At 71.4% G+C, this 25,299-nt stretch carries 20 protein-coding genes; 5 read left to right on the top strand and 15 right to left on the bottom strand.

Annotation, left to right across the window (positions count from 1 at the left end; translation table 11 throughout):
* Positions 1 to 11: 11 nt before the first annotated feature.
* Positions 12 to 1,382, bottom strand: a complete 1,371-nt coding sequence (locus AB0J93_RS15745) for an aspartate aminotransferase family protein (protein WP_363922312.1) — start codon at positions 1,380 to 1,382, stop codon at positions 12 to 14.
* Positions 1,383 to 1,450: 68 nt separating this feature from the next.
* On the opposite strand from AB0J93_RS15745, the gene AB0J93_RS15740 reads away from it, so the two are divergent.
* Complete coding sequence (locus AB0J93_RS15740; protein WP_363922554.1) at positions 1,451 to 2,191, top strand: SDR family oxidoreductase; 741 nt, start codon at positions 1,451 to 1,453, stop codon at positions 2,189 to 2,191.
* Between the two features lie 92 nt (positions 2,192 to 2,283).
* Here AB0J93_RS15740 and AB0J93_RS15735 read toward each other — a convergent pair whose 3' ends face one another.
* From AB0J93_RS15735 to AB0J93_RS15690, 10 genes are all read right to left on the bottom strand, one after another.
* Positions 2,284 to 3,693 carry an adenylosuccinate lyase family protein gene (locus tag AB0J93_RS15735; RefSeq protein WP_363922310.1) on the bottom strand — a complete coding sequence of 470 codons (1,410 nt, stop codon included), beginning with the start codon at positions 3,691 to 3,693 and terminating at the stop codon, positions 2,284 to 2,286.
* Positions 3,694 to 3,708: 15 nt separating this feature from the next.
* Positions 3,709 to 4,896 carry a Glu/Leu/Phe/Val dehydrogenase dimerization domain-containing protein gene (locus tag AB0J93_RS15730; protein ID WP_363922308.1) on the bottom strand — a complete coding sequence of 396 codons (1,188 nt, stop codon included), beginning with the start codon at positions 4,894 to 4,896 and terminating at the stop codon, positions 3,709 to 3,711.
* Positions 4,893 to 6,290 (bottom strand): pyridoxal-phosphate dependent enzyme, encoded by a 1,398-nt coding sequence (locus tag AB0J93_RS15725; protein ID WP_363922306.1) that lies wholly within the window; start codon positions 6,288 to 6,290, stop codon positions 4,893 to 4,895. Before AB0J93_RS15725 ends, AB0J93_RS15730 begins: the two co-directional genes overlap by 4 nt.
* Positions 6,287 to 8,005: a thiamine pyrophosphate-dependent enzyme gene (locus tag AB0J93_RS15720; protein WP_363922304.1), complete on the bottom strand. Its 1,719-nt coding sequence runs from the start codon at positions 8,003 to 8,005 to the stop codon at positions 6,287 to 6,289. The genes AB0J93_RS15725 and AB0J93_RS15720 overlap by 4 nt, the downstream gene beginning before the upstream one ends.
* A complete protein-coding gene (locus AB0J93_RS15715) occupies positions 8,002 to 9,240 on the bottom strand; it encodes an ABC transporter substrate-binding protein (RefSeq protein WP_363922552.1) in 1,239 nt (412 codons plus the stop codon). The genes AB0J93_RS15720 and AB0J93_RS15715 overlap by 4 nt, the downstream gene beginning before the upstream one ends.
* A 119-nt stretch (positions 9,241 to 9,359) precedes the next feature.
* Complete coding sequence (locus AB0J93_RS15710) at positions 9,360 to 10,475, bottom strand: sulfotransferase (RefSeq protein ID WP_363922302.1); 1,116 nt, start codon at positions 10,473 to 10,475, stop codon at positions 9,360 to 9,362.
* The gene (locus tag AB0J93_RS15705; RefSeq protein WP_363922300.1) at positions 10,472 to 11,923 is read right to left on the bottom strand and encodes a methylaspartate mutase; all 1,452 of its coding nucleotides are present in this window, start codon (positions 11,921 to 11,923) and stop codon (positions 10,472 to 10,474) included. Before AB0J93_RS15705 ends, AB0J93_RS15710 begins: the two co-directional genes overlap by 4 nt.
* Positions 11,916 to 12,353 (bottom strand): cobalamin-dependent protein, encoded by a 438-nt coding sequence (locus AB0J93_RS15700; RefSeq protein ID WP_363922298.1) that lies wholly within the window; start codon positions 12,351 to 12,353, stop codon positions 11,916 to 11,918. Before AB0J93_RS15700 ends, AB0J93_RS15705 begins: the two co-directional genes overlap by 8 nt.
* A gap of 40 nt (positions 12,354 to 12,393) precedes the next feature.
* Positions 12,394 to 13,617 carry a stearoyl-CoA 9-desaturase gene (locus AB0J93_RS15695; RefSeq protein ID WP_363922296.1) on the bottom strand — a complete coding sequence of 408 codons (1,224 nt, stop codon included), beginning with the start codon at positions 13,615 to 13,617 and terminating at the stop codon, positions 12,394 to 12,396.
* Positions 13,618 to 13,651: 34 nt separating this feature from the next.
* Positions 13,652 to 15,169, bottom strand: a complete 1,518-nt coding sequence (locus AB0J93_RS15690; protein ID WP_363922294.1) for a pyridoxal-dependent decarboxylase — start codon at positions 15,167 to 15,169, stop codon at positions 13,652 to 13,654.
* A gap of 253 nt (positions 15,170 to 15,422) precedes the next feature.
* On the opposite strand from AB0J93_RS15690, the gene AB0J93_RS15685 reads away from it, so the two are divergent.
* Complete coding sequence (locus AB0J93_RS15685) at positions 15,423 to 16,010, top strand: putative glycolipid-binding domain-containing protein (protein WP_363922292.1); 588 nt, start codon at positions 15,423 to 15,425, stop codon at positions 16,008 to 16,010.
* 56 nt (positions 16,011 to 16,066) lie between these two features.
* On the opposite strand, the gene AB0J93_RS15680 is transcribed toward AB0J93_RS15685, so the two are convergent.
* Together AB0J93_RS15680 and AB0J93_RS15675 are read right to left on the bottom strand one after the other, a co-directional pair.
* Positions 16,067 to 19,243, bottom strand: coding sequence for an amino acid adenylation domain-containing protein (locus AB0J93_RS15680; RefSeq protein WP_363922290.1), 3,177 nt, complete (start codon positions 19,241 to 19,243; stop codon positions 16,067 to 16,069).
* Positions 19,244 to 19,361: 118 nt separating this feature from the next.
* The gene (locus AB0J93_RS15675; RefSeq protein ID WP_363922288.1) at positions 19,362 to 19,841 is read right to left on the bottom strand and encodes an HPP family protein; all 480 of its coding nucleotides are present in this window, start codon (positions 19,839 to 19,841) and stop codon (positions 19,362 to 19,364) included.
* A gap of 467 nt (positions 19,842 to 20,308) precedes the next feature.
* Here AB0J93_RS15675 and AB0J93_RS15670 point away from each other — a divergent pair, with 467 nt between their 5' ends.
* The 3 genes from AB0J93_RS15670 to AB0J93_RS15660 all read left to right on the top strand — a co-directional run bounded on the left by AB0J93_RS15670 (position 20,309) and on the right by AB0J93_RS15660 (position 22,279).
* The gene (locus AB0J93_RS15670) at positions 20,309 to 21,109 is read left to right on the top strand and encodes a hypothetical protein (RefSeq protein WP_363922286.1); all 801 of its coding nucleotides are present in this window, start codon (positions 20,309 to 20,311) and stop codon (positions 21,107 to 21,109) included.
* Between the two features lie 68 nt (positions 21,110 to 21,177).
* Positions 21,178 to 21,741: a DUF6529 family protein gene (locus AB0J93_RS15665; RefSeq protein ID WP_363922550.1), complete on the top strand. Its 564-nt coding sequence runs from the start codon at positions 21,178 to 21,180 to the stop codon at positions 21,739 to 21,741.
* A gap of 25 nt (positions 21,742 to 21,766) precedes the next feature.
* Positions 21,767 to 22,279, top strand: coding sequence for a Rieske (2Fe-2S) protein (locus AB0J93_RS15660; protein WP_363922284.1), 513 nt, complete (start codon positions 21,767 to 21,769; stop codon positions 22,277 to 22,279).
* A gap of 139 nt (positions 22,280 to 22,418) precedes the next feature.
* Here the strand turns inward: AB0J93_RS15660 and AB0J93_RS15655 are convergent, their stop codons facing one another.
* Entirely contained in the window at positions 22,419 to 24,395 is a 1,977-nt protein-coding gene (locus tag AB0J93_RS15655; protein WP_363922282.1) for a cellulase family glycosylhydrolase, read from the bottom strand.
* A gap of 217 nt (positions 24,396 to 24,612) precedes the next feature.
* Positions 24,613 to 25,296 carry an urea ABC transporter ATP-binding subunit UrtE gene (gene urtE / locus AB0J93_RS15650; RefSeq protein WP_363922280.1) on the bottom strand — a complete coding sequence of 228 codons (684 nt, stop codon included), beginning with the start codon at positions 25,294 to 25,296 and terminating at the stop codon, positions 24,613 to 24,615.
* Between the last annotated feature and the right edge of the window lie 3 nt (positions 25,297 to 25,299).

Here is a 25,299-nt window from a genome sequence, read left to right as displayed (position 1 = left end):
GGGTTCGGAAGTCATCGGTAGTGGCTGCCTATGGCGGACAACGCCTCGTCGAGGATGTCCAGGCCCTCGCGGATCTCCCGCTCGGTCGCGGTGCACGGCGGCACGACGTGGACCCGGTTGGTGTGCAGGAACGGCCAGAGCCCGCGCTTGCGGCAGGCCGCGCCCAACTCGTCCATCGGGCCGGGCGGTCCGCCGGGCGGCCCCAGCGGCGCCAGCATCTCGCGGGTGTCCCGGTCCCGCACCAGTTCCAGTGCCCAGAACACGCCCAGTCCGCGTACCTCGCCGATGACCGGGTGCCGTTCGGACAGCTCCCGCAGGCCGGGTCCGAGCACCTCGGCACCGAGTTGGGCGGCGTTCTCGACGATCCGTTCCTCGCTCATCGCCGTGATGGCGGCCACCGCCGCGGCGCAGGCCAGCGGATGGCCGGAGTAGGTCAGGCCGCCGGGGTAGGGCCGATCCGCGAAGGCGTCGAACACGCGCGGCCCCATCAGCACCCCGCCGAGCGGCACGTAGCCGGAGTTCACCCCCTTGGCGAAGGTGATCAGGTCGGGTACGACGTCCCAGTTCTGCACCGCGAACCAGCGCCCGGTCCGGCCGAAGCCCGCCATCACCTCGTCGGCGATCAGCAGGATGCCGTGCCGGTCGCACAGCTCGCGGACGCCCGCCAGGTAGCCCTCCGGCGGCACCAGCACCCCGTTGGTGCCGACCACCGGTTCCAGGATCACGGCGGCGACGGTGCCCGGGCCTTCAAGCGCGATGACCTGCTCGAGGTGGGCCAGCGCCCGCTGCGCCTCCTCCGGCTCGGTGCGGGCGTGGAACGCGGTGCGGTACAGGTAGGGGCCGAAGAAATGGACCACGCCGGCCGTGCCGGTGTCGACCGGCCAGCGGCGCGGATCGCCGGTCAGGTGCAGCGCCAGGTGCGACGCGCCGTGATAGGAGCGGTACGCGGCCAGCACCTTCGGCCGACCGGTGACCAGGCGGGCCATCCGCACCGCGTGCTCCACCGCGTCGGTGCCGCCGTTGGTGAACAGCACCCGGTCGAGGTCGCCCGGTGCCCGTTCGGCGATCAGTCGGGCCGCCCGCGCCCGCTGGTCGTTGCCGAACGCAGGGCTGACCGTGCACAACCGTTCGGCCTGACGCTGGATCGCCGCCACCACCTTCGGATGCTGGTGACCGATGTTGACGTGCACGAACTGCGAGGCGAAGTCGAGGTAGCGGTTGCCGTCGTAGTCCCAGAAGTACGAGCCGAGCGCCCGGGCGACCGGCATCGGCCGAAGCTGCCGCTGGGCGGACCAGGAGTAGAACAGGTGGGCCCGGTCCTCGGCCAGGATGCCCTGCGCGGTGTCGGGCAGCGGATCGCTGTGGTGGTCGTGCGCGCTCACGCGGCTGCTCCCGTTCGACTGAAGTGGTGGATACTGCCGGGCATCGATGAGCGAGAGGGGTGATGGGCGTGCCGAAGCTGGCCGTGGTCTCCGGAGGTGGCACCGGAATCGGTCGGGCGATCGCCGAGGAACTGGCCCCGGAGCACGAGGTGGTGCTGCTCGGCCGGCGCGCGGAGGTGCTGCGGCGCACCGCAGAGGAGTTGTCCGGCGACGACCGCCGGGTCCGGGCGGTCGTCGCCGACCTGTGCGAGCCCGACGAGGTACGCCGCGCCGCCGAGGAGATCACCGCCGGGGGGCGTACGGTCGACGTGCTGGTCAACAACGCCGGGGGCAACTTCGCGCCGCACCCGGCCGACGATCTGCCCACCCTGCGTGAGCAGTATCTGCGCAACCTCGGTGGCAACGTGTTGCCGGTGGTGCTGCTCACCCAGGCGCTGCTGCCCGCCCTGCGTCGCCCGGGCGGCCGGATCGTCACGGTGACCTCCATCGCGGCGTTCCGTGGCAACGCCTCCTACGGGGCCGCCAAGGCGGCGCTGCACCCGTGGTCGACGGAGTTGGCCGCGCGGCTCGCCGGTGAGGGCGTCACGGTCAACGTGGTCGCGCCCGGTTACGTGGGCGGTACCGAGTTCTACCGGGACCGGATGACGCCGGAGTTCCACCGGCAGCGTTCGGCGCAGGCGCCGGTCGGCCGTGGCGGCACGGTGACCGACGTCGCCGCCCTGGTCGGCTACCTCGCCGGTGCCACGGCAGGTTTCGTCACCGGCCAGATCATCCAGATCAACGGCGGTGCGCTGATGGGCCGGGGCTGATCCGGGGCCGGCCGATCGCCGCCGGGCGGGCCCGTGGTGGGGCACGCTGCCGGTCCGGCGGTGCGTCGGCCGGTCCCGTCGCGGGTCACCCTTCACCCGCGACCTGCCAGCCACTTGCGCGCCTCCGCCACGGCGCGATGGGTCAGGTCGGTCGACGCACCGAGATAGCGGGCCGGGTCGAAGATCACCTCCACCTCGTGGTCGGGGAGCAACCGGCGCAGGTCGGCGCAGCCGTCCAGGGACTCCCGCAGCGAGCCACCGGCATCGTGGGCCTGCTGGCTGAGCTCGTAGACGCGCTCGTGGGCGGTCTGTTTGCCGACGTGCGCGCCGAGGGCGAGCATCAGCCGCTCGGAGGCCAGCTGGTCGGCGACGACGCGGGTGTTCTCCCGCAGTCGGTCGACGTTGACGGTGAGGCCGCTGACCAGTTCCCGGGTGATCTCGCAGGCGGCCAGGGTGTAGTGGGACACGTCCGGCACGCACGCCCACTCCACCCGCAACGCCCGCGAGTCCCGCTCGTGGTCACCGATCATCCCGCTGTACGCGATGCCCGCCTGGGCGGCGGCGAGTTTCGCCATCACCACCACCTGCTCGCACCGCTCCGGGTTGCGCTTGTGCGGCATGGTGCTCGACCCGACCTTGCCGTACCGCCACGGCTCGGTGACCTCGCCGAACTCGGGGCGGCCGATGGTGCGGATCTCGTCGGCCACCCGGCCCAGGGTGCCGGCGACCATGGCGAGCGTGGTGACGAACTCCACCACCCGGTCCCGAGCCACGTGCCAGCCGATCGTCGGTACGCCCAGACCCAGCCGGGCCGCGAAGCGCTCCAGCAACCCGATGCCCTCGGTGCCGAAGCCGGCCATGGTCCCGGCGCCGCCGAACAGCTGCGCCACCACGACCCGGGACCGGACGGTCGCCAGCCGCTCGGTGTGCCGCAGGATCTCGTCGATCCAGCTGGCGGCCTTGAGGCCGAAGCTCATCGGCAGCGCCGCGCGGGCGTGGGTGCGCCCCACCGCCACCGTGTCGGCATGCTCCTCGGCCAGTTCCACCAGGCAACCGAGGATCTCGCCCAGTTCCCGGTCGATCTCGTCGAGGGTGTCCCGGATCTCCAGCGACTGCCCGGTGTCCTGGATGTCCTGGGTGGTGGCACCGAAGTGGATGAACTCTCCGGTGCCGTCCGGGCAGGCGGCCTGGAACACCCGCAGCAGGCCGACCAGCGAGTGCCCGGAACGTTCGATCTCCTCCTGCACCGCGTCCAGGTCGATGCGCTCCAGCCGGGCCGCCGACACGATGCCCTCGACCACGTGCCCGGGAATCATGCCCAGCTCACCCTGCGCCTGGGCGAGCGCCGCCTCGATGTCGAGCCAGCGCTGCTTGCGACAGACGTCGCAGTAGATCCGCCGGCTGGCGGCGGTCGCGTAGCGGTTGCCGTAGAAGCGGGAGTCGGTGATGTGGCCCCGCTCGTGGCGGCAGGTGTCGGCCTGATGGGCGTGGGTGACGGACATCGGTGCCTCCGTGGTTCAGCGACGAACGGGTCGGCTGGTCGCGGTCAGTGGTCGGGTGAGGAACGGACTGGTGCCGTACGGCGGCTGATCGCAAGCCACGCGGGCGGCGGCGGCCGTGTCGTACGCGACCTGCCGCAGCGGCAGGTGACGGCGACGGGCCTCGTCGGTCAGGTGGTCGATGAGCTGACGCATCAGCTCCGTCACGCCGTCGAGCACCCCGCGCGGGCTCGGGCAGCGGGCGGGCCCGAACAGCGCCTCCATCGACGCGGATCCGCCGATGCCGCCGACGAAGTCGGGCACCACCAGCACTCCGGCCCGGTGCAGCGCGTGCTCCGCCTGCGGGCTGAGCCCGCAGTTGGCGCCGACCACCACCACCGGTGCCGGCAGCCCGCCGGCCCGCTCCGCCGGCAGCCCGTCGGCACCGGCGGCGAGCAGCACCAGGTCGGTGGGGAGGTCGAGGAGCGCGGCGGCCGGCATCCGTCGGGCATGCGGGGCCAACTGCGGCACCGGGGTGCCGGCCGGCTCGGCCAGCATCGCGGCCACGTCCAGCCCCCGCGGATCGGCGACGCAGCCGTACTCGTCGGCGATCCCGGTGATCCGCACGCCCTCCTGCACCAGCGTGTACGCCGCCGCGCGCCCCAGGTTGCCGAACCCCTGCAAGGTGCAGGACAGCGGGCCGGGCAGGGCACTGGCCCGGGCGGCCATCACCGCCGCCTGGGCCAGCGCGTGCCCGGCCCGGCGCTGGGCCAGGGTCAGCGCGCCGACGTGCTGGTCGAGGAGCGCCATCCGGGCGACGAACTCCGCCTCGCTGAACTCCTGGGCGCCGCGGACGGCGTACTTGATCGACGGGATGCCCTCCAGCAGGGCGAGCTGTTCCAACTCGTCCCAGTGGGTGCCCATGTCGCAGCCCATGCTGAAGCGGGTCAGCAGCTGCTCGCGGAGGAAACGGAGGAAGCGGCGCAGTGCTGCCGCCTTGCCCGGTGCCCGCGGGTCGTAGTCGATGCCGCATTTCGCGCCGTCGACGTTGATGCCCAGCAGTCGCTCCTTGAGCGTCATCCGGGACGCCAGTTCTCCCAGGTCCGCTGCGGTCAGCCCGGGTTTGACCCGGCAACCACCGGCGGCCAGCCGGCAGTCCAGCCCGTCGTAGACCAGCCAACCCCGGAACCCCTCGATCGGGTCCACGTACTCGATGACAGCGTTCACGACGTCCCCCGCGATGATGGTGCGGACCCACTCGCTGCCCGGCCCTCACCCAGGTACGCGACCAGGCAGCGGGCGGTCAGCAGGCAACGTGGGAGTCCTCCGTCGACCACCAGCAGGGCGGCGGACGGGTCGGACAGCATCGGCAGCACCTCCGGCAGCGGCAGGCCGGCACCGACCTGCGGCGGCGGTGGGCTCAGGTGGGCACCGACCGGTTCGTCGGCGCCGGCGCCGACGGCGTACGCGCCGGCCAGCGTCGCCTCGGTGACGCAGCCCAGGATCTCCGCCAGCCGCAGGGGCGGCGGCGCGGCACTTACCAGCAGGTGCGTGGTGTCGGCGTCGCGTAGCAGCTTCGCGGCGTTGGCCAGCGTCTCGTCCGGCCGGATCAGCGGTGGATGCCCGCCGGTCGCGGCGTCGCGCACCCTCGGCTGATCGGTGGGTGGGTCGTACAGGCCCAGGCCGGCGAGCCAGTCGTCGTTGAAGATCTTGGACAGGTAGCCACGGCCGGAATCCGGCAGCAGCACCACGACCAGTGCCTGCGGTCCCGCGGCGGCGGCGACCTGTACGGCCGCGGCGGCGGCCATCCCACCGGAGCCGCCGGTGAGCAGGGCGTCCTCGCGGGCCAGCCGGCGGGTCATCAGGATCGCCTCATGGTCCGCGACCGCGATGACCTCGTCCACCACGGACGGGTCGTAGGAGTCCGGATAACTGGGCTGACCGACCCCTTCGACCAGGTACGGCCGCCCGGTGCCGCCGGAGTAGATCGAACCGTCCGGGTCGACACCGACGATCCGGACCGTCCCGCCGGAGACCTCCCGGAGGTAGCGCCCGGTGCCGGAGATCGTGCCGCCGGTGCCGATTCCAGTGACGAAGTGGGTCAGTCGACCCTCGGTCTGCCGCCACAGCTCCGGCCCGGTGGTGTGGTAGTGCGACTCCGGGTTGCTGCGGTTGGCGTACTGGTTGAGCTGTATCGCGCCGGGCCGTTCAGCGGCGATCCGGGACGCCACGCTGCGGTACGAGTCGGGATGCTCGGGTCGCACGGCGGCGGGACAGACCACCACCTCCGCCCCGTACGCCCGCAGTACGTCGATCTTGTCGCGGGACACCTTGTCGGGGCAGGTGAAGACGCAGCGGTAGCCCTTCTGCTGGGCCACGATGGCCAGCCCCACCCCGGTGTTGCCGGAGGTGGGTTCGACGATCGTCCCGCCGGGACGCAGCAGGCCGTCCGCCTCGGCCGTCTCCACCATCCGCAGGGCGATGCGGTCCTTCACCGAGCCGCCCGGGTTCAGGTACTCCACCTTGGCGTAGAGCGGGGCCGAGCCGGGCGGCACCACGCTGCGCAGGCGCACCAGCGGGGTGTTACCGATCAGATCGGTAAGCGATTCGTGCAGGCTCACGCGACACCCACCTCCATGCCCACCGGGCCGCCCACGCTCATCCGGCGGTACGCCGAGATCCAGGACAGGCTCGTGCGGACGTCGACCACGACCGGGCCACCGTGGGCCAGGGCCCGGGCGAGGCACGGCTCCACGTCCTGCTCCGTGGTGACCGCGAGACCCAACGCGCCGTACGCGCGGGCGAGCGCGACGAAGTCGGGATTGTCGAGGTCCGTGGCGATGACCCGTCCGGGGTAGGTCCGTTCCTGGTGGGCCCGGATGGTGCCGTAGCTGCCGTTGTTGGCGATCACCACGATCAGCGGCAGTCGGCGGCTCACCGCGGTGGCCAGTTCGGAGCCGGTCATCAGGAATCCGCCGTCGCCCACGATCACCACCGTCGGCCGGCCGGTGCGCAGCGCGGCGGCCACGCCACCGGGCACCCCGAAACCCATGGCGCTGGAGCCGACTCCGAGCATCCTCGCGTCGCCGGTCAACCGCAGGTAGCGGTAGAGCCAGCTGGTGAAGGTGCCGGAGTCGAGGGTGACCACCACGTCGCCGCCGGTCAGCTCGTCCAACCCGGCGACGAGCGCGCCGAAGGCCAGCCCGTCGTCGCTGGGATGTTCCGACCACCGGGCCTTGGTCACTTCGAGCTGGTGCAGCTCGTCGACCCAGCCGACCCGACCCGCGTCCACTCCGGCCGGTTCGAGGTCGGCCAGTTGCCGCAGGAACTGCACCGGGTCGGCGGCCAGGCCGACCGTCGGCGGGTGGGTGCGGCCGAGCCGCTGGGGATCGGGGTAGACGTGCACCAGCGCCTGCGCGGGGTTTCCGGGCCTCGGCAGCTGCCGGGACAGCGTGGTCACGTCGTCGAGCCGGGTACCGACCGCCAGCACCAGGTCGGCGCGGTCGAGCAGTGCCCGCTGCCGTTCCTGGGTGTTGTTGTGCAGGTGGCCGGCGTAGCACGGGTCCCGGTTGTCGAACAGGTCCTGCCGCTTGTTGCTGGTTAGCACGGGCAGGTGGTGCCGGTGGGCGGCGGCGGCCAGCATCCGCCGCCCGGCCTCGCCGCCGAGCGCGCCACCGGCCAGCAACAGGGGACGTTCCGCACCGTGCAGCAGGTCCCGCACCCGGTCGAGATCGTCCGGCGCGGCTCCGGTCGCGCCAGGCCGCCAGCCGGTCGGCACCGCACCGCCCGGGTCCGGCATGCCCAGCACGTCCTCGGGCAGCACCAGGACCACCGGCCCCGGGGTTCCGGACTGGGCCGTACGGAACGCGCGGGCGACGAACTCACCGGCGCGGGCCGGCTCCAGCAGCACCAGCACCTCCTTGGCCAGTCCGCTGAAGGCGCGCGCGTAGTCGACCTCCTGGAACGCCTCGGTGCCGAGGTCGCAGCGGGGTACCTGGCCGATCACCAGGACCAACGGCGTGGCGTCGTACCAGGCGGAGTGCACCGCGATGCTCGCGTTTGTGGCTCCCGGGCCCCGGCTGACCAGGCACACCCCGGGCCGCCCGGTGAGTTTCGCGTCGGCCACCGCGGCGAAACCGGCGGACGCCTCGTGTCGGCTGGTCACCACGTCGACCGACGGGGTGGCGTGCAGTTCGTCCAGCACCGCCAGGTAGCTCTCCCCGGCGACGCAGAAGACCCGGTCGACACCGTGGGCGAGCAGCGTACCCACCACGGTGCCGGCGACGGTGCGCGGTGCCGGTGACGCCCGGTCCGCCGCCCCAGGGGCCGTCGTCACGGCAGTTCCCCGTTGGCTACCGAGGGCCGGAACTTGCTGTCGGCCAGAGCCGGCGGGTAGATGATCGCCGCGTCGTCGAAGGTCTGCCCGACCGTCTGGTACTGCATGACCACCAGCTCCGGCGGGTTGTGGTGCCAGTGCTCGGCGCCCCGCTCGAAGCGCAGCGGCCCGCGCCAGGTGTCGAACTCGGTGGACTCCAGGGCGTCCAGCAGGTCGGCGCGGCTGTCCGTGCCGGCCACCTGCAACGCCTGGCCGATGATGGTCACGTCGGTGAACGCGCTCAGGCAGGTGTCCGGCGGCGCGAAGCCGTAGCGCTGCATGAACCGCTCGGTGAACCAGCGGCCGATCGGGGTCATCTCCGACCACGAGGGACGGAACTTCGTCGCCGGCCACATCACGCCGTTGCCGCCCGCGCCGGCCATCCGCCAGTAGTCCTGGGAGCGCATCGGGAACCCGAAGGTCACCATCATCGGCACCGTCGGCAGCAGCCCGAGCTCGATCGCCTGCTGGAGGATGTGGTAGCTGTTGCCGACCGGGCCGCCACCGGCGACGACGTTGAGCCCACCGTTGATGAACGCGTCCGGCTGCCACTGCTTGATCTGACGCAGCTGCTCCCGCCAGTCGAGCGCGACCTCCTGCTCGAAGTCGAAGCGGAGGAACTCCATGCCGTGCCGCGACTCGCCGTACTGCTGAAGGGTGTCGGCCATGGTCTTGCCGAACACCGTGTCGGGCGCGATCATGCCGATGCGGCGGGCGCCGATGTCGGCCAGGCAGTCCATCATCAGCGGTACCCGGTCGGCGATCGAGAAGTAGGTCCGGAAGATCGTGCGCCGCCCGTGGGTCACCGTGCTGTGCCCGTTCTCGACGAACATCGGCACGCCGATCTTCTCGCACATCTCCGCCACCCACGGGGTGGTACGCAGGTGCCACTGGCCCAGCACGGCGAGCACCTCGTCGACCATGGCGAGCTTCGCCATGCCCGCGACGGCGGAGCGTGGGAAACCCTCCTCCGCGGCGGTGGCCATGTCGTTGTAGGCGATGAACGACACGTTGCGTCCGCCCAGCACACCGCCGTGCTCACGCAGGTACTCGGCGCCCAGGCGGGCACCCCGCGAAACCAGTACGCCGGCCATCGCGTCACCGGGACGGCTCATCGGCGAGAGGATGCCGATCTTGATCGGGTTGTCGCCGGCGACCGAGTTCACCGCCTCGATCTCCTGCAACGCCAGCTCCATCGGAGTGCTCGCCGGTGCGGTCGGCTGCGGGTTGCGCGGCGCGGGAACCTCGGCGTTCGTCGTGGTGGTCTGCACGGCATCTCTCCTTCTGCGGTCGGCAATTGCCAGGTGGGACAAGGTCACAGTCGGTAGGCGGCCCGGTAGTCGGCGAAGCGACGGCGCAGGCCGTCCGCGTCGAGCCCGTAGTCGCTCAGTCGGTACTGGTGGCGGCCCGGACCGGTACGCGCGGCAGTGTGGATCGCGGCTCGCACCGCCTGCCGGGCCGGCGGGTCGAACGGCAACCCGGCGAACGCGCAGACCCGGGCGACCGCCGCCACGGGGTCGGCGACCAGGTCCCGGTAGCGCAGGTCGAGCACCGGCAGGCCGGCGAACGCCTCGGGGTCGCGCAGTCCCGGCAGGGCGGCGGCGGTGCGGTCCAACCAGAAGGCACCGATCTCGTGCGGGTCGACGTGCCGGGAGCGGGCCGCCCGCACCGTCCGGGTGAGGCTGCACACCGAGGCGACCGTGCTCACCGGATCCCGGTGCAGCCGGACGACCCGGGCCTGCGGGTAGGTGGCGGCCAGTTCCGCGGCGTGCCACAGGTGGAACGGGCACTTGAGCACCACGTGCCGGCCTGGTGCGGTGCCGACGATCGCGGCGAGCTGTTCGCGGTGCAACGCGTACGCGGCGGTGTGGTCCTGGCGGGACAGCCAGTCGAGGTATCCGGGCACGTGGTAGCGCAGGCCGAAGATCTCGGAGTGGAAACTGTTGGCGATCAGCCGGTGGCACTCCTCGGGCTTGCGGGGATGCAGCGGATGGATCGCGGCGAAGGCCGGAGCGGCCCGGTGGTACTCCGCCACGTAGCGGGCGGCCGCGGCGACCAGTTCCTCGGTCGGCTGCGGTGCGGCCGGCGCCAGCAGCTCCCACAGTTGCGGCGCACGCACCTGCGGGTGCGCGGCGAGCAGGAGTTGGAGCAGCGTCGTCCCGGTGCGGTGCAGGCCGGTCACCACGGTCACGGTCGACGGCCGGTCCACCGGCGGCTGCTGTCGGGAGGCCAGCCGCAGCTGGGTACGCAGCGCGTGCACCAGCGAGGCCCGCGCCACCCGGGCCCCGTCCGGGGTCAGCCGCGCCTCCTCGTTGATCGCCTGCACCAGCCGGTGGAGCGCGGGCTGGAAACTCAGCGTGCCGGCCGACGCGTCACGCTCGCCGAGCGCGGCGCGGGTCACCTCGTCCGGGTCGAGCAGGACGGCGGTCATCGGACACCTCCCGAACTCGCGGCGGCACCCGGGCCGGCGTTGGCCGGGCCGGGGCACTCGACGGTCGCGCGGTCCGCCTGGAACCGCCGCTCCGCGTGCAGGAAGAAGTTGATGTCGGAGCGGATCTCGTCGATCAGCCGGCGGCTGAGGCTGGCCCGGTCCACCCGCAGGCACTGCTCGTTGCGGCGCAGGGTGGGCCGGCTGAACGGCAGCCCGCCCGGGTTGAGGTAGCGGATGGCCCCGGTGGCGTCCCGCTTGGGGATCACCTCCGACCGGGCGTGCACGCTGGCACTGAACGGGATGTCGAGCCGTCCGTCGGCGAAGGCACCGGTGATCGCCGCCGCGAGATCCGGGGCCGCCAGCACCGGCTCGACCAGTTCGGCGACCTCGCGTTGCAGCCAGTAGGTCTCCTCCTCGACCGTCGCCTCGTCGACGCGGACGAAGTCGAGCAGGTCGGTGCAGGCCAGCGCGGCCGTGCGGATCCCGTCGACGTTGGCCTGCGCGTCGGGGATGCCACGGGCCTCCTGATTGGTCTTGTTGATCACTTTGGCGGCGCCGCCGAGGCGGGCGGTGAGCCCGCCGTACAGGATCAGCGCATCGGCGACGTCCGGGTCGGCCGGGAAGACACCCATGAACTCGTGCAGCACCGGGAAGATCTCCACCGTCTCCGGCAGGTACCGGCGGGCCAGCACCGGGATCGAGCGCAGGGCGGCGATGTCCTGGTGCACCTCGCCACCCTGGGGGTACGCGATGGACAGGCAGCGCACGCCGGCCAGGCTCGCCGCGCGCGCCTCCAGGACGCAGACCGCCAGGCTCACCGACGGGGGCACCAGCACGGCGGTGAGGGTGCCGAACAGTTCCCGGTCGACGATCACCCCTTCCTCGGCGAGGACTCCGCAGAGCCGGTCGACCTGCGCCCACGCCGCCAGGGACCGGGTCAGCGACACGTCCTTGGAGTACGGCAGGTTGTAGTCGATGCCGCCGCCCTCGAACGAGGTGAAGCCCGACGCCAGCGAGACCGCGAACAGCTCGCGCGGGTCGGGCGAGCCGTGCCGGACCTCGATCGGGGCGTCCACCAGTTCGTTGAGTTCCCGGCCGCGCCGCCAGCCGTGGGTGACCAGCGGATAACCGTTGAGGTCCGCCGGGTCGCGTTGCAGGGTCTGTGCCGCGGTGCGGAACTGTTTGAGCCGGGTGAACGAGTCGATGGTGATGGTCAGGATGCCGGGCCGGGCGCGCCGCTCCAGAGTCGCCAGCAGGGTCCGCATCTCGTCGTGCCCGCCGACGCCGCAGCGGGGCTGCACCACCGGCCGGCCCCGCGCGGCCGCGGCGCGCAGCACCTCCACCGGTGCTCGCTTCGGCGACTTGCGGATGTACTGCATGGTCTCCGTCCAGGGCGGCAGCATGGCCGCGACTCGTGGCTCGACGTCGAGCTCGGGCAGGTCAGACACCGGTAAGCGGGGTGGCCCGGGCGGCGTGCAGCAGGTCCAGCAGCAGCGGGATCTGGTCGGCCTCGTCGAGGATGTGGTCGACGCCGAGGCTCAGCAGCCGCTCCCGCTCGTCGCCGTCCTTGTGACTGCCCACCGAGAGGTTCCCGCCGACGATAAGTGGGCAGTGCAGGCGTCCGGCGGCCCGCAACGCCGGCAGGTCCCGCAGGTCCTCGTACGCGTGGCCGTTGAGGCTGCCGATCAGGACCGCCTCGGCGTCCGGGTGGGCGACCAGCGCTTCGGCGAAGTCCTCCAGCGGCGTGCAGACGCCGAGATTGACGACGCAGAAGCCCGCTTCGCGCAGCCGCATCGCGATGAGATGGTTGGCCACCGCGTGGGCGTCGCTGCGGGCCACCCCGATGATGACGGTTCGTTGGGTCTTGCGACTGGACATGTGGTCGTACCTCCCGATGTGCGCAGTGCGGTGCCGGCCGTCAGTCGTCGAATGCGGAGAAGACGCTGCGCCCACTGACCTGAGCGATCCGGGCCCGGTCGTACTCCTGTGGATCGGCCCGGCCCAGTGAGTCGAAGACCAGGTTGATCGCCGGGACCAGGCCCCACACCTCGCGGTACGGTGGCCAGCCACGATGACCTGCCTCGATGTCCGCGTGCCGGGCGAAGATGTAGTTGGCCCAGTCGCGGCTCATCGGGTGCCGGTGGTGGAAGTCGTGCACCACCGTGTCGCCGGTGAGCACCAGGTACCGCGCCGGCAGGTGCACCGTGAGCATCCGCAGCGACCAGCGGAGCCACCGGGCCGCGCGGCGTAGCGGCCCACCCGAACGGTCGACCGGCGTCCGCTCCCCGATCAGGATGGCGTTGGTGAGACTGGCGAAGTACTCCCGACCGCGTCGCTCGGTGACCTCCGGCCCGGGAAAGGTGTGCTTGACGCACAGCCGCAGGGTGTTGCTGATCTGGTAGAAGAAGGTCATCGGCAGGACCCAGGCCACCAGCAGGAAGACCCACTGGTCGAAGATGACGGCCAACGCGACCACCGCGGCGTAACCCGCCACCGTCGCCACCCGCAGCGACCGGCTGGCCGGGGCGAAGTACGACTGGATCCGGCCCAGCAGGAAGTTCAGGTGGAACACCGGGGAGAGCAGCTTGTGCCGGACGAGGTGCCGCCACATCTGCCGGCGGGTCATCCCGGGCCGCAGCTCCAGACCGATCAGGAACGCCTGGACCGTGGGATCGCGGACGGTCATGTGATGCACCGCGTGGTGGTCGATGACGTGCTCGGTGCTGTAGCGATCGAAGTCCTGCACCATGAGTGCGGCGGCGACCAGCCGCCCGACCACCCGGTCCCGGCGCGGCCGGGCCCACATGTTCCGGTGCGCCGCCTGGTGGTACATCATCATCCGCAGGTTGCGTGCCCCGTGCAGGGTCATCGACCAGCCCAGCAGCAGGAGCAGCAGCCACCACCCGCCGTTGGCCAACGCGGCCCAGCTGACGACCAGTCCACCGACCATCGAGGCCGTCGCCGCCCACAGGTGGAAACCGGGCGTGAGCCGTAACGGCCGCTGACCGGTGTGCGGCTTGCCGGTGAGGAACGTCAGCGGCATCGCCAGTGCCCGGGGCAGGGCGTTCATCGAGTCACGGATCGACACCGACTCGTCCGTCGGCGTGTAGGCGAGGGTCGTACCCTGTTGCTGCGTCACCATCGTTGCGCTCCCTGACGATTTCTCCGGAGGGGCGTCAGGACCGGCCCGCCGCCTCCAGTGCCGCGCCCGCGGCCAGCACGTCGTCGATAACCTGGTCGAGCTGCTCACCGGTGGTGCTGGGGTTGAGCAGCATGAGCTTGAGCCACACGTCCTTGCCGCCACCGGGACGCGGCAGGAAGACCCGGGCGAGCATGGCGTGCCCGTCACGCATCAGCTGCCGCCGCAGGGTGCTGTTGAACGCGTCGAGATCACTGCCGTCGCCGGGCAGGTAGCGGAACAGCACGGTGCTGAGCACCGGCTCCGCGGCCAGTTCGAGCTTCGCCTCCCGGGTCACCCGCGCCGCGCCGTACAAGGCCAGCTCGTGGCAGGCGTCCACCATGGCCCCGATGCCGTCCCGGCCGTACGCGCGCAGCGTGGCGGCGATCTTCAACGCGTCGCAGCGGCGGGTGGCCTGGATGGAGTGTCCGTACCGGCCGACGAAGCCCTCGGCCACGTCGTCGGGCGAGTTGAGGCTGGTCTGCTGGACGGCGAGGTGATCCAACGTGGCCGCGTCCCGGGTCAGGAACACCCCGGCCGACGCCGGTACCCAGCCGAACTTGTGCAGGTCGAGGGTGACCGAGTCGGCCTCGGCGAGCCCGTCGAACAGCGGCCGCAGCCGCTCGGAGAAGAGCGCCCCACCGCCGTACGCGGCGTCGGCGTGCAGCCACACGCCGTGCTCGCGGGCCACCTGCGCCAGCTCGGGCAGCGGATCCACCCAGCCGAAGTCGGTGGAGCCGGCGCAGACGAACAGCATCACCGGCAGGCAGTCCGGCGGGAGCTCGCGCAGCAGCCGGTCGGCCTCACCGGGAATCATCCGGCCCAGTTCGTCGGCCGGTACCCGGATGATGCCGTCGGCACCGATACCGGCGATGCTCGCTCCCCGGTCGACGGAGAAGTGCACCGTCTCGGTGCACAGCACCACCGGACGGAGCCCGCCGACGGCCACCCCGCTGTCGAAGGTGGACCGACCGAGGCGACGCCGGTACGCCTCGTCCCGGGCGACCAGCATGGCCATGACGTTGGAGATGCTCCCGCCGGCGGTGAGCGTGCCGCCCGCGTCGGCACCGTAGCCGACCAGGGCGGCCAGGTCCTCGATCAGCCGACGCTCCAGCTCCAGCGCGAACGGGCCCGCCTCCCAGGCGTGCATCGACTGGTTCAGCGCGCTGGCCACCAGGTCGGCGGCGACGGCCACCGCGGCGGGCGGGCACTGCATCCGCGCCACCGTCGCCGGGTGGCTCACGTCCACCGACCAGTTGGCGTACGCCTCGACGAGCTTGCGCAGCACCTCGGCGGGCCGGCTGCCGGTGGCCGGCAGCAGCGGCTCGGCGAGCACGTCGTCCGCGTACGCCCGGACGGCCGTCGGGCCGCCCGGCGCCACCGGGGTGGCCCGTCCCTTGCCCACGTCCTCAAGGACGCCCAACACGTCGTCGAGCAACGCCCGGAGCTGTCGCATGCTGTCGTGGTCGGCGGTCGCCACGAACGTGGGTGCGTCGCCGATCCTCGGCACTGACACGGCTTTCCCCTTTCTGGTCAGGAGCGGAAAAGGGCATTCGGGTACGGCCCTCTACCGGACCGAATCCACGTTCGTGGACCGGCCCGGAACCGCCGTCAATTGTGTAACCGAAAGTAGTCGCCGAACTGGACTGTTAACCCGTGGGCGTGCCAGGAAGCGAATGTCTCATCGCTGCTCATCGCGCTCCGACAACGACGTTACAACCGACCGGGCCCTTGCGCCAGTGGAGAATCGAGGAACTAGAATCTCCGGCATGTCCGATTTGGAGAGACTAAGTACGACCAGTTGGGAACGGTCCGACCGACTGTTCCTGGAAATGGGCAAACTCGACCGGACGAAGGACGGCTTCCGACTGTCGGGCACCGCCCTGTACCGGGGCAGGAGCGGCCCGACCAGTGCCACCTACCTCGTCGAAACGGACGCCGCGCGGCGATCCAGGTCCGTGCGGATCGAGGTGGACGAGCCGAACGGGCTACGGACGTTGGCGCTGCGGGCCGATGACGAGGGACGCTGGCACTCCGCCGACGGCCCACTCGACCTGCCGTTTCCCTGCGACGACGTGGATCTGGCGTGCACCGCGGCCACGAACGGTCTGACCATCCGACGGCTCAATCTCGCCGTCGGCGCCGAGGCCACCGCCCGGGTGTTGTGGATCCAGGTGCCCTCGTTCGGCCTGCGCGCCGTCGAACAGGGATACCAGCGGATCGACCGCGACACCTACCGCTACAAGGGCCGATACGGCAGCTACAAATTGACGGTCGACGCCAATGGAATGGTGCTCGACTACCCCGGCGGCGGATGGCGTTCAGTGGCCCACAAGGTTAGCCGTCGGGTGCCGTGACAGTTATGCGGTCGGGGTGGGTGCGCGACACCCAACCCCGGCCCGCAATTGCGGCTTCAGCCGCCGATATCTGCGAACATACGCTCCAACTCCTCGGCGGGAATGGCCTCCAGCATCCGCTCCTCGATACGCGTCGCGAGCGCCTCCAGAACGGGCGCCTCAAAGATGTCCTGAACGGCCAGGTCGACCCCGAACCGCATGCTGACCGCCGCGATCATCGGCACGGCCCGCAGCGAGTGGCCCCCCAGCTCGAAGAAGTTGTCGTCGAGACCGACCGAGGGCACACCGAGGATCTCCTGCCAGATCTCGGCGACCGTCTGCTGGGTGCCGGTCTCCGGCGGCCGGTGCGCGCCACCGGCCCCCAGCTCCGGTGCGGGCAACGCCCGGAAGTCGACCTTGTTGTTCGGAGTGAGCGGGATGGTGGGAATCGTGACGTAGTGGGCCGGCACCATGACGCTGGGCAGCGCGGCCGCCACCCGGGCGCGCACCGCGGCGGGGTCGAAGGTGTGCCCGTCGGCCGGCACGACGTACGCGACAAGCGTGCGCCGCGTGCCGATCACCGGTGCGGTCACCACGGCGGCGGCGACCGACTCGTCGTCGGCCACGGCACTCTGGATCTCACCGAGCTCGACGCGCAGCCCGTCGATCTTCACCTGGGTGTCCAGCCGCCCGTGGAACTGGACAGTGCCGTCGGGCAGCCAGCGGCACCGGTCGCCGGTGCGGTAGAGCCGGTGACCGTCGCCCGGGCGGAAGGTGTCCGGCAGGAACCGCTCGGCGTTGAGGTCGGGACGGTTGTGGTAGCCGAGCGCCACCCCGGGCCCCCCGAGGTACAGCTCTCCCCACACGCCGATGGGTACCGGTTGGCCGAGCGGGTCGAGGATGTAGGCGGTGGTGTTGTGCATCGGCCGTCCGATCGGGATCGACGGCCAGTCCGGGTCCACGTAGGTGATCCGGTGGCTGACGCTGAAGGCGGTCACCTCGGTCGGCCCGTAGCCGTTGACCATCGACACGTGCGGCAGTCGCTCAAGCACCTGACGGATGTGCGGCAGCGACAGGACGTCTCCGCCGGCCATGAACTGGCGCAGGTCGCGCAGATCCTCCAGATGGGTGTCGATGGTGAGGTTCGCCAGCGGCGCTACCAGCCAGAGCGTGTCCACCCCCTGCTCCCGGACGGTACGCGCGACCCGGGCCGGAGTCGGCACCCCGGGCGGCAGCAGGACCACCCGCCCACCGTTGAGCAGCGGCCCGAAGATCTCCAGCGTGCAGGCGTCGAAGGAGAGCGGGGAGATTTGCAGGTAGCTGGTCCGCTCGTCGAGTTGGAGAATGTCCGTGTTGATCACCAGACGGACGACCCCGCGGTGGATCGTCTCGACTCCCTTCGGCCGGCCGGTCGAGCCCGAGGTGTAGACGATGTAGGTCAGGTCGTCGGCGGTGTTCACGTTTACCGGGTTCTCCGCCGGTTGCGCGGCCAACGACGCGGCGTCCGCGGGTTCGTCGAGCACCAGCACCGCGACCTCCTCGCCGACCGGTGCCAGCTCACGCAGTCGCTGCTGGGTGACCAGGAAGCGGGCCTGCGTGTCGGCCAGCATGAAGGCCAGCCGGTCCGTCGGGTACGCCGGGTCGAGCGGCACGTACGCGCCGCCGGACTTCAGCACCGCCACGACGGCGACCATGAGTTCGAGCGACCGCTCCAGGCAGAGGGCGACCAGGGTGCCCCGCCCCACGCCACCCGCCCGCAGCCGATGGGCGAGCCGGTTGGCCTGCTCGTTCAGCTCGCGGTAGGTCAGGTGTCGCCCCTCGATGGTGACCGCCCGGGCGTCCGGCGTACGCAGCACCTGTTCCTCGAAGAGTTCGTGCACGGTGACGTCCTGCGGGAACGGTGCGTCGGTGCGGTTGAACTCGTCCAGCAGCCGGGTCCGCTCGGCATGGTCGAGGATGGCCAGTCGGTCCACCGCGGTGTCCGGGTCGGCGACCGCGGCCCGCAGCAGGTTCACGTAGTGGCCGAGCATCCGCTCGGTTGTCGTCGGGTCGAACAGGTCCGTCCGCCAGGTCAGGGTGAGCCGGGTGCCACTCGGGTCGGGCTGGGTCAGCAACGCCAGGTCGGGCAGGGTGGCCGCGGCCGGCGCGAGGGTCTGCGCCCGCACCGTGACCTCGCCGAAGCAGTCGGCCGCGGCGGTGGCCTGGCGCGCCGTGAACGCGGCCTGGAACACCGGACTGCGGGCCGGATCGCGAGGCGGGCGTACCTCCTCGACGAGGGTTTCGAACGGCAGTGGCTCGGGGGTGTCGGGGCGGGCGCACAGCGCGGCGAACGGGGTGCGGTCGTCGATCTCGCAGCGCAGCACCCGCCAGGTCGCGACCGGTCCCACCAGGTCGGCGGTCTCCGGTGCCCGTCGCTCGTCGCTGACTCCCAGGGCCAGCACCGGTTGGCCGGACCAGCGGTGCAGCAGGGCCTGGAAGCCCGCCCGCAACACGTCGGAAGGTCGTACGCGGAGCCGGGCGGCCAGGCCGTCCACCTGCTCGTGCAGGGTCGGCGGCAGCCGCAGGTCGGCGGTGCCCGCCGCGTATTGGGGTTGTACCGGGCGGATCCGGTCGGTGGGCAGTTCCAGCGGGGCGACGTCGGCGAGGTACTCCCGCCAGGCGGCGCCGGCGACCACCCGGGCCGCCTCGGCCGTGGCGCGTTCCTGCTGCGCGAACGCGGCGAACCCGTCCCGGACGCCGGGATCGGCCGGCCCCGACGGGTCGGCGAGCCGAGCCTGGTAGGCCGCACCGAGGCGGGCGACGAGCAGCGAGAGGGACGCCGGGTCCGCCACCGCACGGTGCGCGATCAGCAGGAGCAGGTGTTCGTCGGCCGTCAGGCGCAGCAGTTCGGCCCGGATCAGCGGGCCCCGGCCCAGGTCGAACCGGGTCTCGGCGGCCCGCCCGACGGCTCGCCGGATCGCCTCCTCGCGTTCGCTGGCTGGCAGCGGGGACAGGTCCGCGCCTGCCAGCGCCGCCGGCATCGGTGCCGCCGGCCGCCGGTCGGCCCGGCCCTGTTCGGTGCCGATCGCCAGGCCGAGTACGGCCTCGGCGGCGACCACGTCACCGAGCGCGGCGGCGAGCGTGGCCGCCCGCAGCGGTCCACCCAGCCTCACCTGCTCGACCAGCACCTCGACGGGGGCCTCCACGTACTGATCGATGAACCAGGACCTTTCCTGCCCGAGCGACAGGCTCGGTCCGGTCTCACCCTGCTGCATCTGCTCGTCACTCCCGTCTCGACGTGATCTGGTCATACGGAACGGAGTTGAAGGTCGACGTGGACACGGCGGTGCGGCCTGTCCCTGCCGGCCGGGCGCCACCCGCCGGCCGGTCTGCTCATTCCTCGGCGGAGATCACCACCCGTCCCGGCGGGGTCGGTACCGAGGACACCGGATAGGACCCGGCGGAGTGCGTGTTGTGGAAGGCCATCGCGATGCCGAGCAGGATCACGCAGCCGAGCAGTACCGGTACGAAGAGGAACAGCCAGCCGGGTTGCGCCAGCATCACCAGCACGGTGTCGCCGCCGGCCGGCGGATGGAACGACCGGGTCAGTCCCATCAGGGCCATCGCCAGGCCCACCGCGGCGGCGATCAGCCACGGGGCGTTTCCCAGCACGCGTACCCCGAGCAGGCCGACGAGGGTGCAGATCGTGTGTCCGCCGAGGACGTTTCGCGGTTGGGCGAACGGCGCTTGGGGTGCGCCGAAGATCATCATGCAGGTGGAGCCGAGTGGGGCGATCAGCAGGGGCGTGCCGGCCAGCAGTGCGACGGAGCCCACCGCACCGATGCCCAGGGTGCCGCCCACCGCAGCGGTCACCGCTGTCCGAAGTGGCCAAGGGTGTCCGACGCCACGCACCAACGCCCGTACGACAAGCACGTGATTCCCCCAGTCATGCCTTGATGTTGCCGTCGCGTGAACGAAGCAGCGCCCAAAACGGGCTTTCCGTCGCACGAATCCCGACCCACGGCGCGGGCGCCGGTCCGCCCTCCAACCTTCGGATGGCGTGCCGGACAGCTCGACTACCAGGCAAGACATTGGCTCCGCGGTCCCCGCGCCAGCGGCTCCAACGACCGGAAGCCTATCGCTTTAGATGCATCCTGTCACTGGATGGCATGTGACATGCAAGTGACATTCGACGATGTTGCTAATTGCGGTTTTCCCACGCGAGGGCCGAGAAAACGTCGCCTAACCGGGCACCCGCGACATCCCGCGAGAGGTTTCCTGGAGCCCGGTTGAACCCATCCACCACCTCCGCCCGTACCTCAGTACGAAGGGAGTGGCCCATGAAGCGCCTGACCCCGTTGCTCACCCTCCTGTCGGGGGCGGTGACGGCTGCCGTGCTGTTCACAATGAGTGCACAGGCATCCCCGCCGGGCACCCAACCCGCCGCCGGAGGAGGTGCACCGGCCGCCGCGCCGGCCCCACCCGCCGACGTGGAGGCGGACGCCGACGCCGAGGTGGACCCCGACGCGGCTACGCCCGGGGAGGAACCGAGCGACACCGACGTCGACGCCCGGCGACCGGCCGGCACGTCGCCGCCGACCGACCCCGACGCCTCGTCGGCCGGCACCGAGGTGACATCGGTCGAACAGAACTGGATCGGTGAACTCGAGAACGGGGCCACCATCGCCATCACCGTCAAGGACGGCAAGGCCGAGGCGTACGTCTGCGACGGCCGGAGCATGGAGCTGTGGCTGTCCGGCACGGTGCGCGACGGCAAGATCGAGCTGACCGGCAAGGACGCGAAGCTGACCGGTGTCATCCGGGGCGACCGCGCCAGCGGTGAGATGATCGTCGGCGTACGGCGCTGGAAGTTCACCGCCCGACCCGACGACACGTCGGCCGACGAGGCGGTGGTGAAGTCAGGCTCGGGGACCGCTCCGGCGATCTACCGGGTGACCGACGAGACCCGCAAGGCCGGCTACGACGGCGGCTGGATCATGCTGCCCGACGGCACCCAGATCGGCATCGTCACCTGGAACGGCCAGCCCATTCCGGCACCGCCGCTGGACCCCGCCTTCAACAGCACCGTGGTCAACGGAGTGACCCTCGTCGCCGAGCCGGTCGTCCCCGGGGCGCGGTGATGTCCCAGCACCGACAGGGCGGGGCACGCACCGTGCCCCGCCGGGCGCCGGAGCCCATGGTCGAGGTGATGCGGGACTTCGGTGCCCCGCCGCCGAGCGCACCGCGACGGCGGCCCTCGCTGCTGGTGCCGCTTGTCGTCGGGGCCGGGGTGGCGGTGGCGCTCGGTATCTACGGACGCACCCACACCCCCACCGGCATCGCGGTAAACGTGGCCGGCTTCTCCTCGCCGCTGACGGTGAAGGTGTGGCTCGGCACCGGGGCGGCGTTCTTCGCCGTCATCCAGCTGCTGTCCGCGCTGGCGATGTGGGGTCGGCTCGGCGGCTTCTCCCCGTCCTGGGCCGGCTCGGCGCACCGCTGGTCGGGTCGGATCGCGTTCCTGCTCACCGTGCCGGTCGCGGTGCACTGCCTCTACGCGCTCGGCTTCGCCGACTACGACACCCGTACGCTGCTGCACTCCCTGCTGGGCTGCTTCTTCTTCGGGGCCTTCGCCACCAAGATGCTGACCCTGCCCAAGCGGGGCCTCGCCGGTTGGGTGCTCCCCACGGTCGGCGGGGTCGTGTTCGTCGCCCTGATCGGTGTCTTTCTGACCTCGTCGGTCTGGTACTTCACCACGTTCGGCATCCAGTTCTGATCCCCGGAAAGGCAAGGCACCTCAGATGAACCACGAGCAGGCTGGCTGCTGCCGGTCGCGACGAGCCCTGCTGGCCGGTACCGGCGCGGTGGGCGTGGCCGCGCTTACCGGTTGCGCGACGTACGGTCAGCCGGCGGCGGCACCGCCGGCCGCACCACCCGCCGGCGCCGCCAGCGGTGATCCGTCCGGCTCGTCCGGGGCGGACCCGTCCGGCACCGCCACTCCGGGCGACGACGCCGCCGACCCCGGCCCGCCGGCACTGACCACGCTGGCCGACATCCCGGTCGGTGGCGGCGCGATCTTCGCCGATGCCGGCGTGGTGGTGACCCAGCCGACCGAGGGAAACATCAAGGCGTACTCGGCGACCTGCACCCACCAGGGCTGCACGGTCACCTCGGTCTCCGACGGCACCATCGTCTGTGCCTGCCACAACAGTGTGTTCGACATCGCCGACGGCTCGGTACGCAGCGGCCCGGCCGGGGCTCCGCTGCCCGCCGCGAACGTGACCGTCGACGGGGACGCCATCCGGTTGGCCTGACCCGACGCTCGGCGATGCGAACGCGGTGACGCGGCCCACCCAGGCCCGGGCCGCGCGGGGCCGTCCGAGGTGGCGTCGTGCCCCCGGACGGCCCCTGCCCCACCCGATGGATCGTGGGTGGGGCAGGGGCGCCGCAGCGTCAGGACGCGGCGCAGGTCAGCCCGGACGGCGTACCCGATCCGCTGCCGGTCAGCCCGAAGGTGGTGCTGGTGCCGGCGGCGAGCTGCCCGTTGTACGGCTCGTTGCGCACCGTCACCGTGGTTCCGGAGGTGGTGAGCCGGCCGTTCCACAGTGACGCGATCGTGGTGCCGGCGGGGGCGGTCCAGCTGACCGTCCAGCCGGTGATGGCCGCCGTGCCGGTGTTGCGGACGGTCACTTCCGCCTGGTAGCCACCCTGCCAGGAACTCGTTACCCGGTACGTCGCGGCGCAGCCGGCGTCGCCGTTGCCGTTGTCGGCCGGGGTGGTGACGGTCAACGACGGCGACGCCGCCGAGACGTTGCCGGCCGCGTCGCGGGCCTGCACGGTGAAGGTGTAGCTGGTCGAGGCGCTCAGACCGGTTGCCCGGTAGGTGGTCCCGGAGACCGTGCCGACCACAGTGGCCGCTGCGGAACCGGTGGCTCGCAACACCTCGTACGAGGTGACGCCCACGTCGTCCGTGGCGGCTGACCAGCTCAGCGTGGCGGCGGTGGCGGTCACGTCGGTGGCGGTCGGCCGCCCGGGCGCGGTCGGCGCGGTGGTGTCACCGGGGCCGGGCCCGCCGGCGTAACGCTCGGCGAGGCTCATGCCGGTGGTGGAGTCGGTGCCGCCGAGGCGGACCTGGTGGTCGAGGCCGACGAACTTGCCGTCGTGCTGCCACAGCGCGGGCTTGAGCATCTGGTTGTACTTCGTCTCGTCCCAGCTCGCCCAGTCGTCCAGCAGCAGGCCCCCGGTGTCACCGGAGTTGGGGTTGAGACACCAGAACGTGTGGTGAATGCCGTTCTCGATCATCAGATCGCGCAGCGCGGCCATCCAGCGGTCCTGCCGGGCGTCCTGACCCAGCCGGCCGCCCCACTCCCCGATCAGCAGCGGCGCGATGTTCTGCTCGTGAATGTAGAACCAGTTCGGCCGCCACACGTCGTTGGTAAGCGAGTCCTTGTCGAAGTCACCCTCGAACCACGGCTGCTCGTACACCAGCGGTCCGTAGTCGTGCGGAGAGTAGACGAGCTGGTCCTGCTGGGCACCGAGGTTGACCGGATGCTCGGCGACGCCGCGCAGGTTGCCGCCCCACCAGTTGTAGTGGTAGTTGGGGCTGCGGTCCGGGTTGGTGTTGGGCGAGTCCCAGGTGGCACCGGCCCGCGGATAGACCTCGATGCCCTCACAGAGGATCAGCAGGTTCGGGTTGATCGCCAGGATCCGCCGGCCCGCCGTCTCGCACGCGTACTTGAAGTTGTCCTGGTCGGTGCTGGAGTCCCACTTGGCCCGCTCGGGATCGTTCGGGGTACCGTGCGGCTCGTTCTTGACGTCCATCGCGACGATGGTGTCGTTCGTCCGGTAGCGGGTGGTGATCCACTCCCAGCCCTGGAAGAACAGCTCCGGGGTGATGGTGCCCTTCCACCACACCGGATAGACGTGGCCGGAGTTGTCCGCCTCGGCGCTGTGCACGTCGAGCATGACCTTCAGGCCGTACTTCTCGCACAGCGCGAGCCAGTGGTCGAAGACCTGGAGGTTGTTCAGGCCCTCCAGCTCCGGGTTGACGTACGTGTTGACGTTGGGCCGGATCGTCTGCCCGGCCTTCCACTCCAGCAGCAGTTGCGTGGAGATGGGTACCCGGACGATGTTGATGCCGCGCTGGGCCATCTGGCGGGTGATCGATTCGAGGTTGCCCGACCACAGGCCGTGGAAGACCCGCTCGCTGGCGTTGAAGCCGAACCAGTTGGCCCCGGTGAGCCAGACCTCGTTGCCGGCCTCGTCGACGATCCGGTTCCCGTCGGTGTGCAGCCAGTCGGCGGTGGGTGCGGCGGCCGTGACGACCTCGGTGGCTGGTGCGGCGGCGCTGGCGGCCGGCGCGGCGGCGGTCAGGCCGAGCAGAGCCACGGCCGCCGTCGCGACGGCCTGGAGTTTTCTACGTGCAGACATGCGACTTCCTCTGGTGGTGGGTGAGGGAGCGAGCACGTCGACAACAGTCCTGCCCAGGGACCGTGGGAGCGCTTCCACGCCCACCCTAGGCGGTCAACCCCCACAACGGAAGACCCACCCCGCAACCTCCGCGATCTTGCACTTTCCGTCGCCGCAAAGGCGGTCAGGATGCGCATATCGACGACCGAAAGTGCAAGATCGACGAGGTAGGGGTGGGTTAGACCGCTAGGGCTTCGCGGACCGTGTGTTCGGCGGTGGCGCCGCCGTTGCCGGCGGAGGTGACGCGGCCGGACTCCAGGACGTGGTAGCGGTCGGCCACCCGCAGCGCGAAGCCGAGGTGCTGCTCGACCAGGAGCACGCTGAACCCGGTCTGCGCGATCAGTGCCACGATCCGGTCCTGGATCTCGGTCACCACCGACGGCTGGATGCCCTCGGTGGGTTCGTCGAGCATCAGCAGCCGGGGCCGGGTGATCAGTGCCCGGGCGATGGCCAGCTGTTGCCGCTGACCGCCGGAGAGCAGCCCGGCCCGTCGACGCAGCAGCGGGTGCAGCGCCGGGAACAGGTCCAGCACCTCCGAGGTGGCGGTTGCTCCGTCCCGCCGGCCGTCGGCGACCAGGCGCAGGTTCTCCGCCGCGGTCAGGTGCGGGAAGCACTGCTGCCCCTGCGGCACGTACGCGATGCCCCGGGCGACCCGCTCGTGCGGGGCCAGCCGGGTGATGTCCTCGCCGTCCAGTTCGACCCGTCCGGCGGTGGGGCGGAGCAGGCCGGCGGCCACCCGCAGCAGGGTGGACTTGCCGGCGCCGTTGTGGCCCAGCACCGTGGCGACCCCGTCGGCGGGCACCGCCACGTCGACACCGTGCAGCACCCGGCTGCGCCCGTAACCGGCGTGCACGCCGCGCATCGC

Source organism: Micromonospora sp. NPDC049374 (genome assembly GCF_040677165.1).
In the GTDB taxonomy this organism is placed as follows: Bacteria; Actinomycetota; Actinomycetes; order Mycobacteriales; family Micromonosporaceae; genus Micromonospora.
This window is presented reverse-complemented; position numbering and strand designations above follow the sequence as displayed.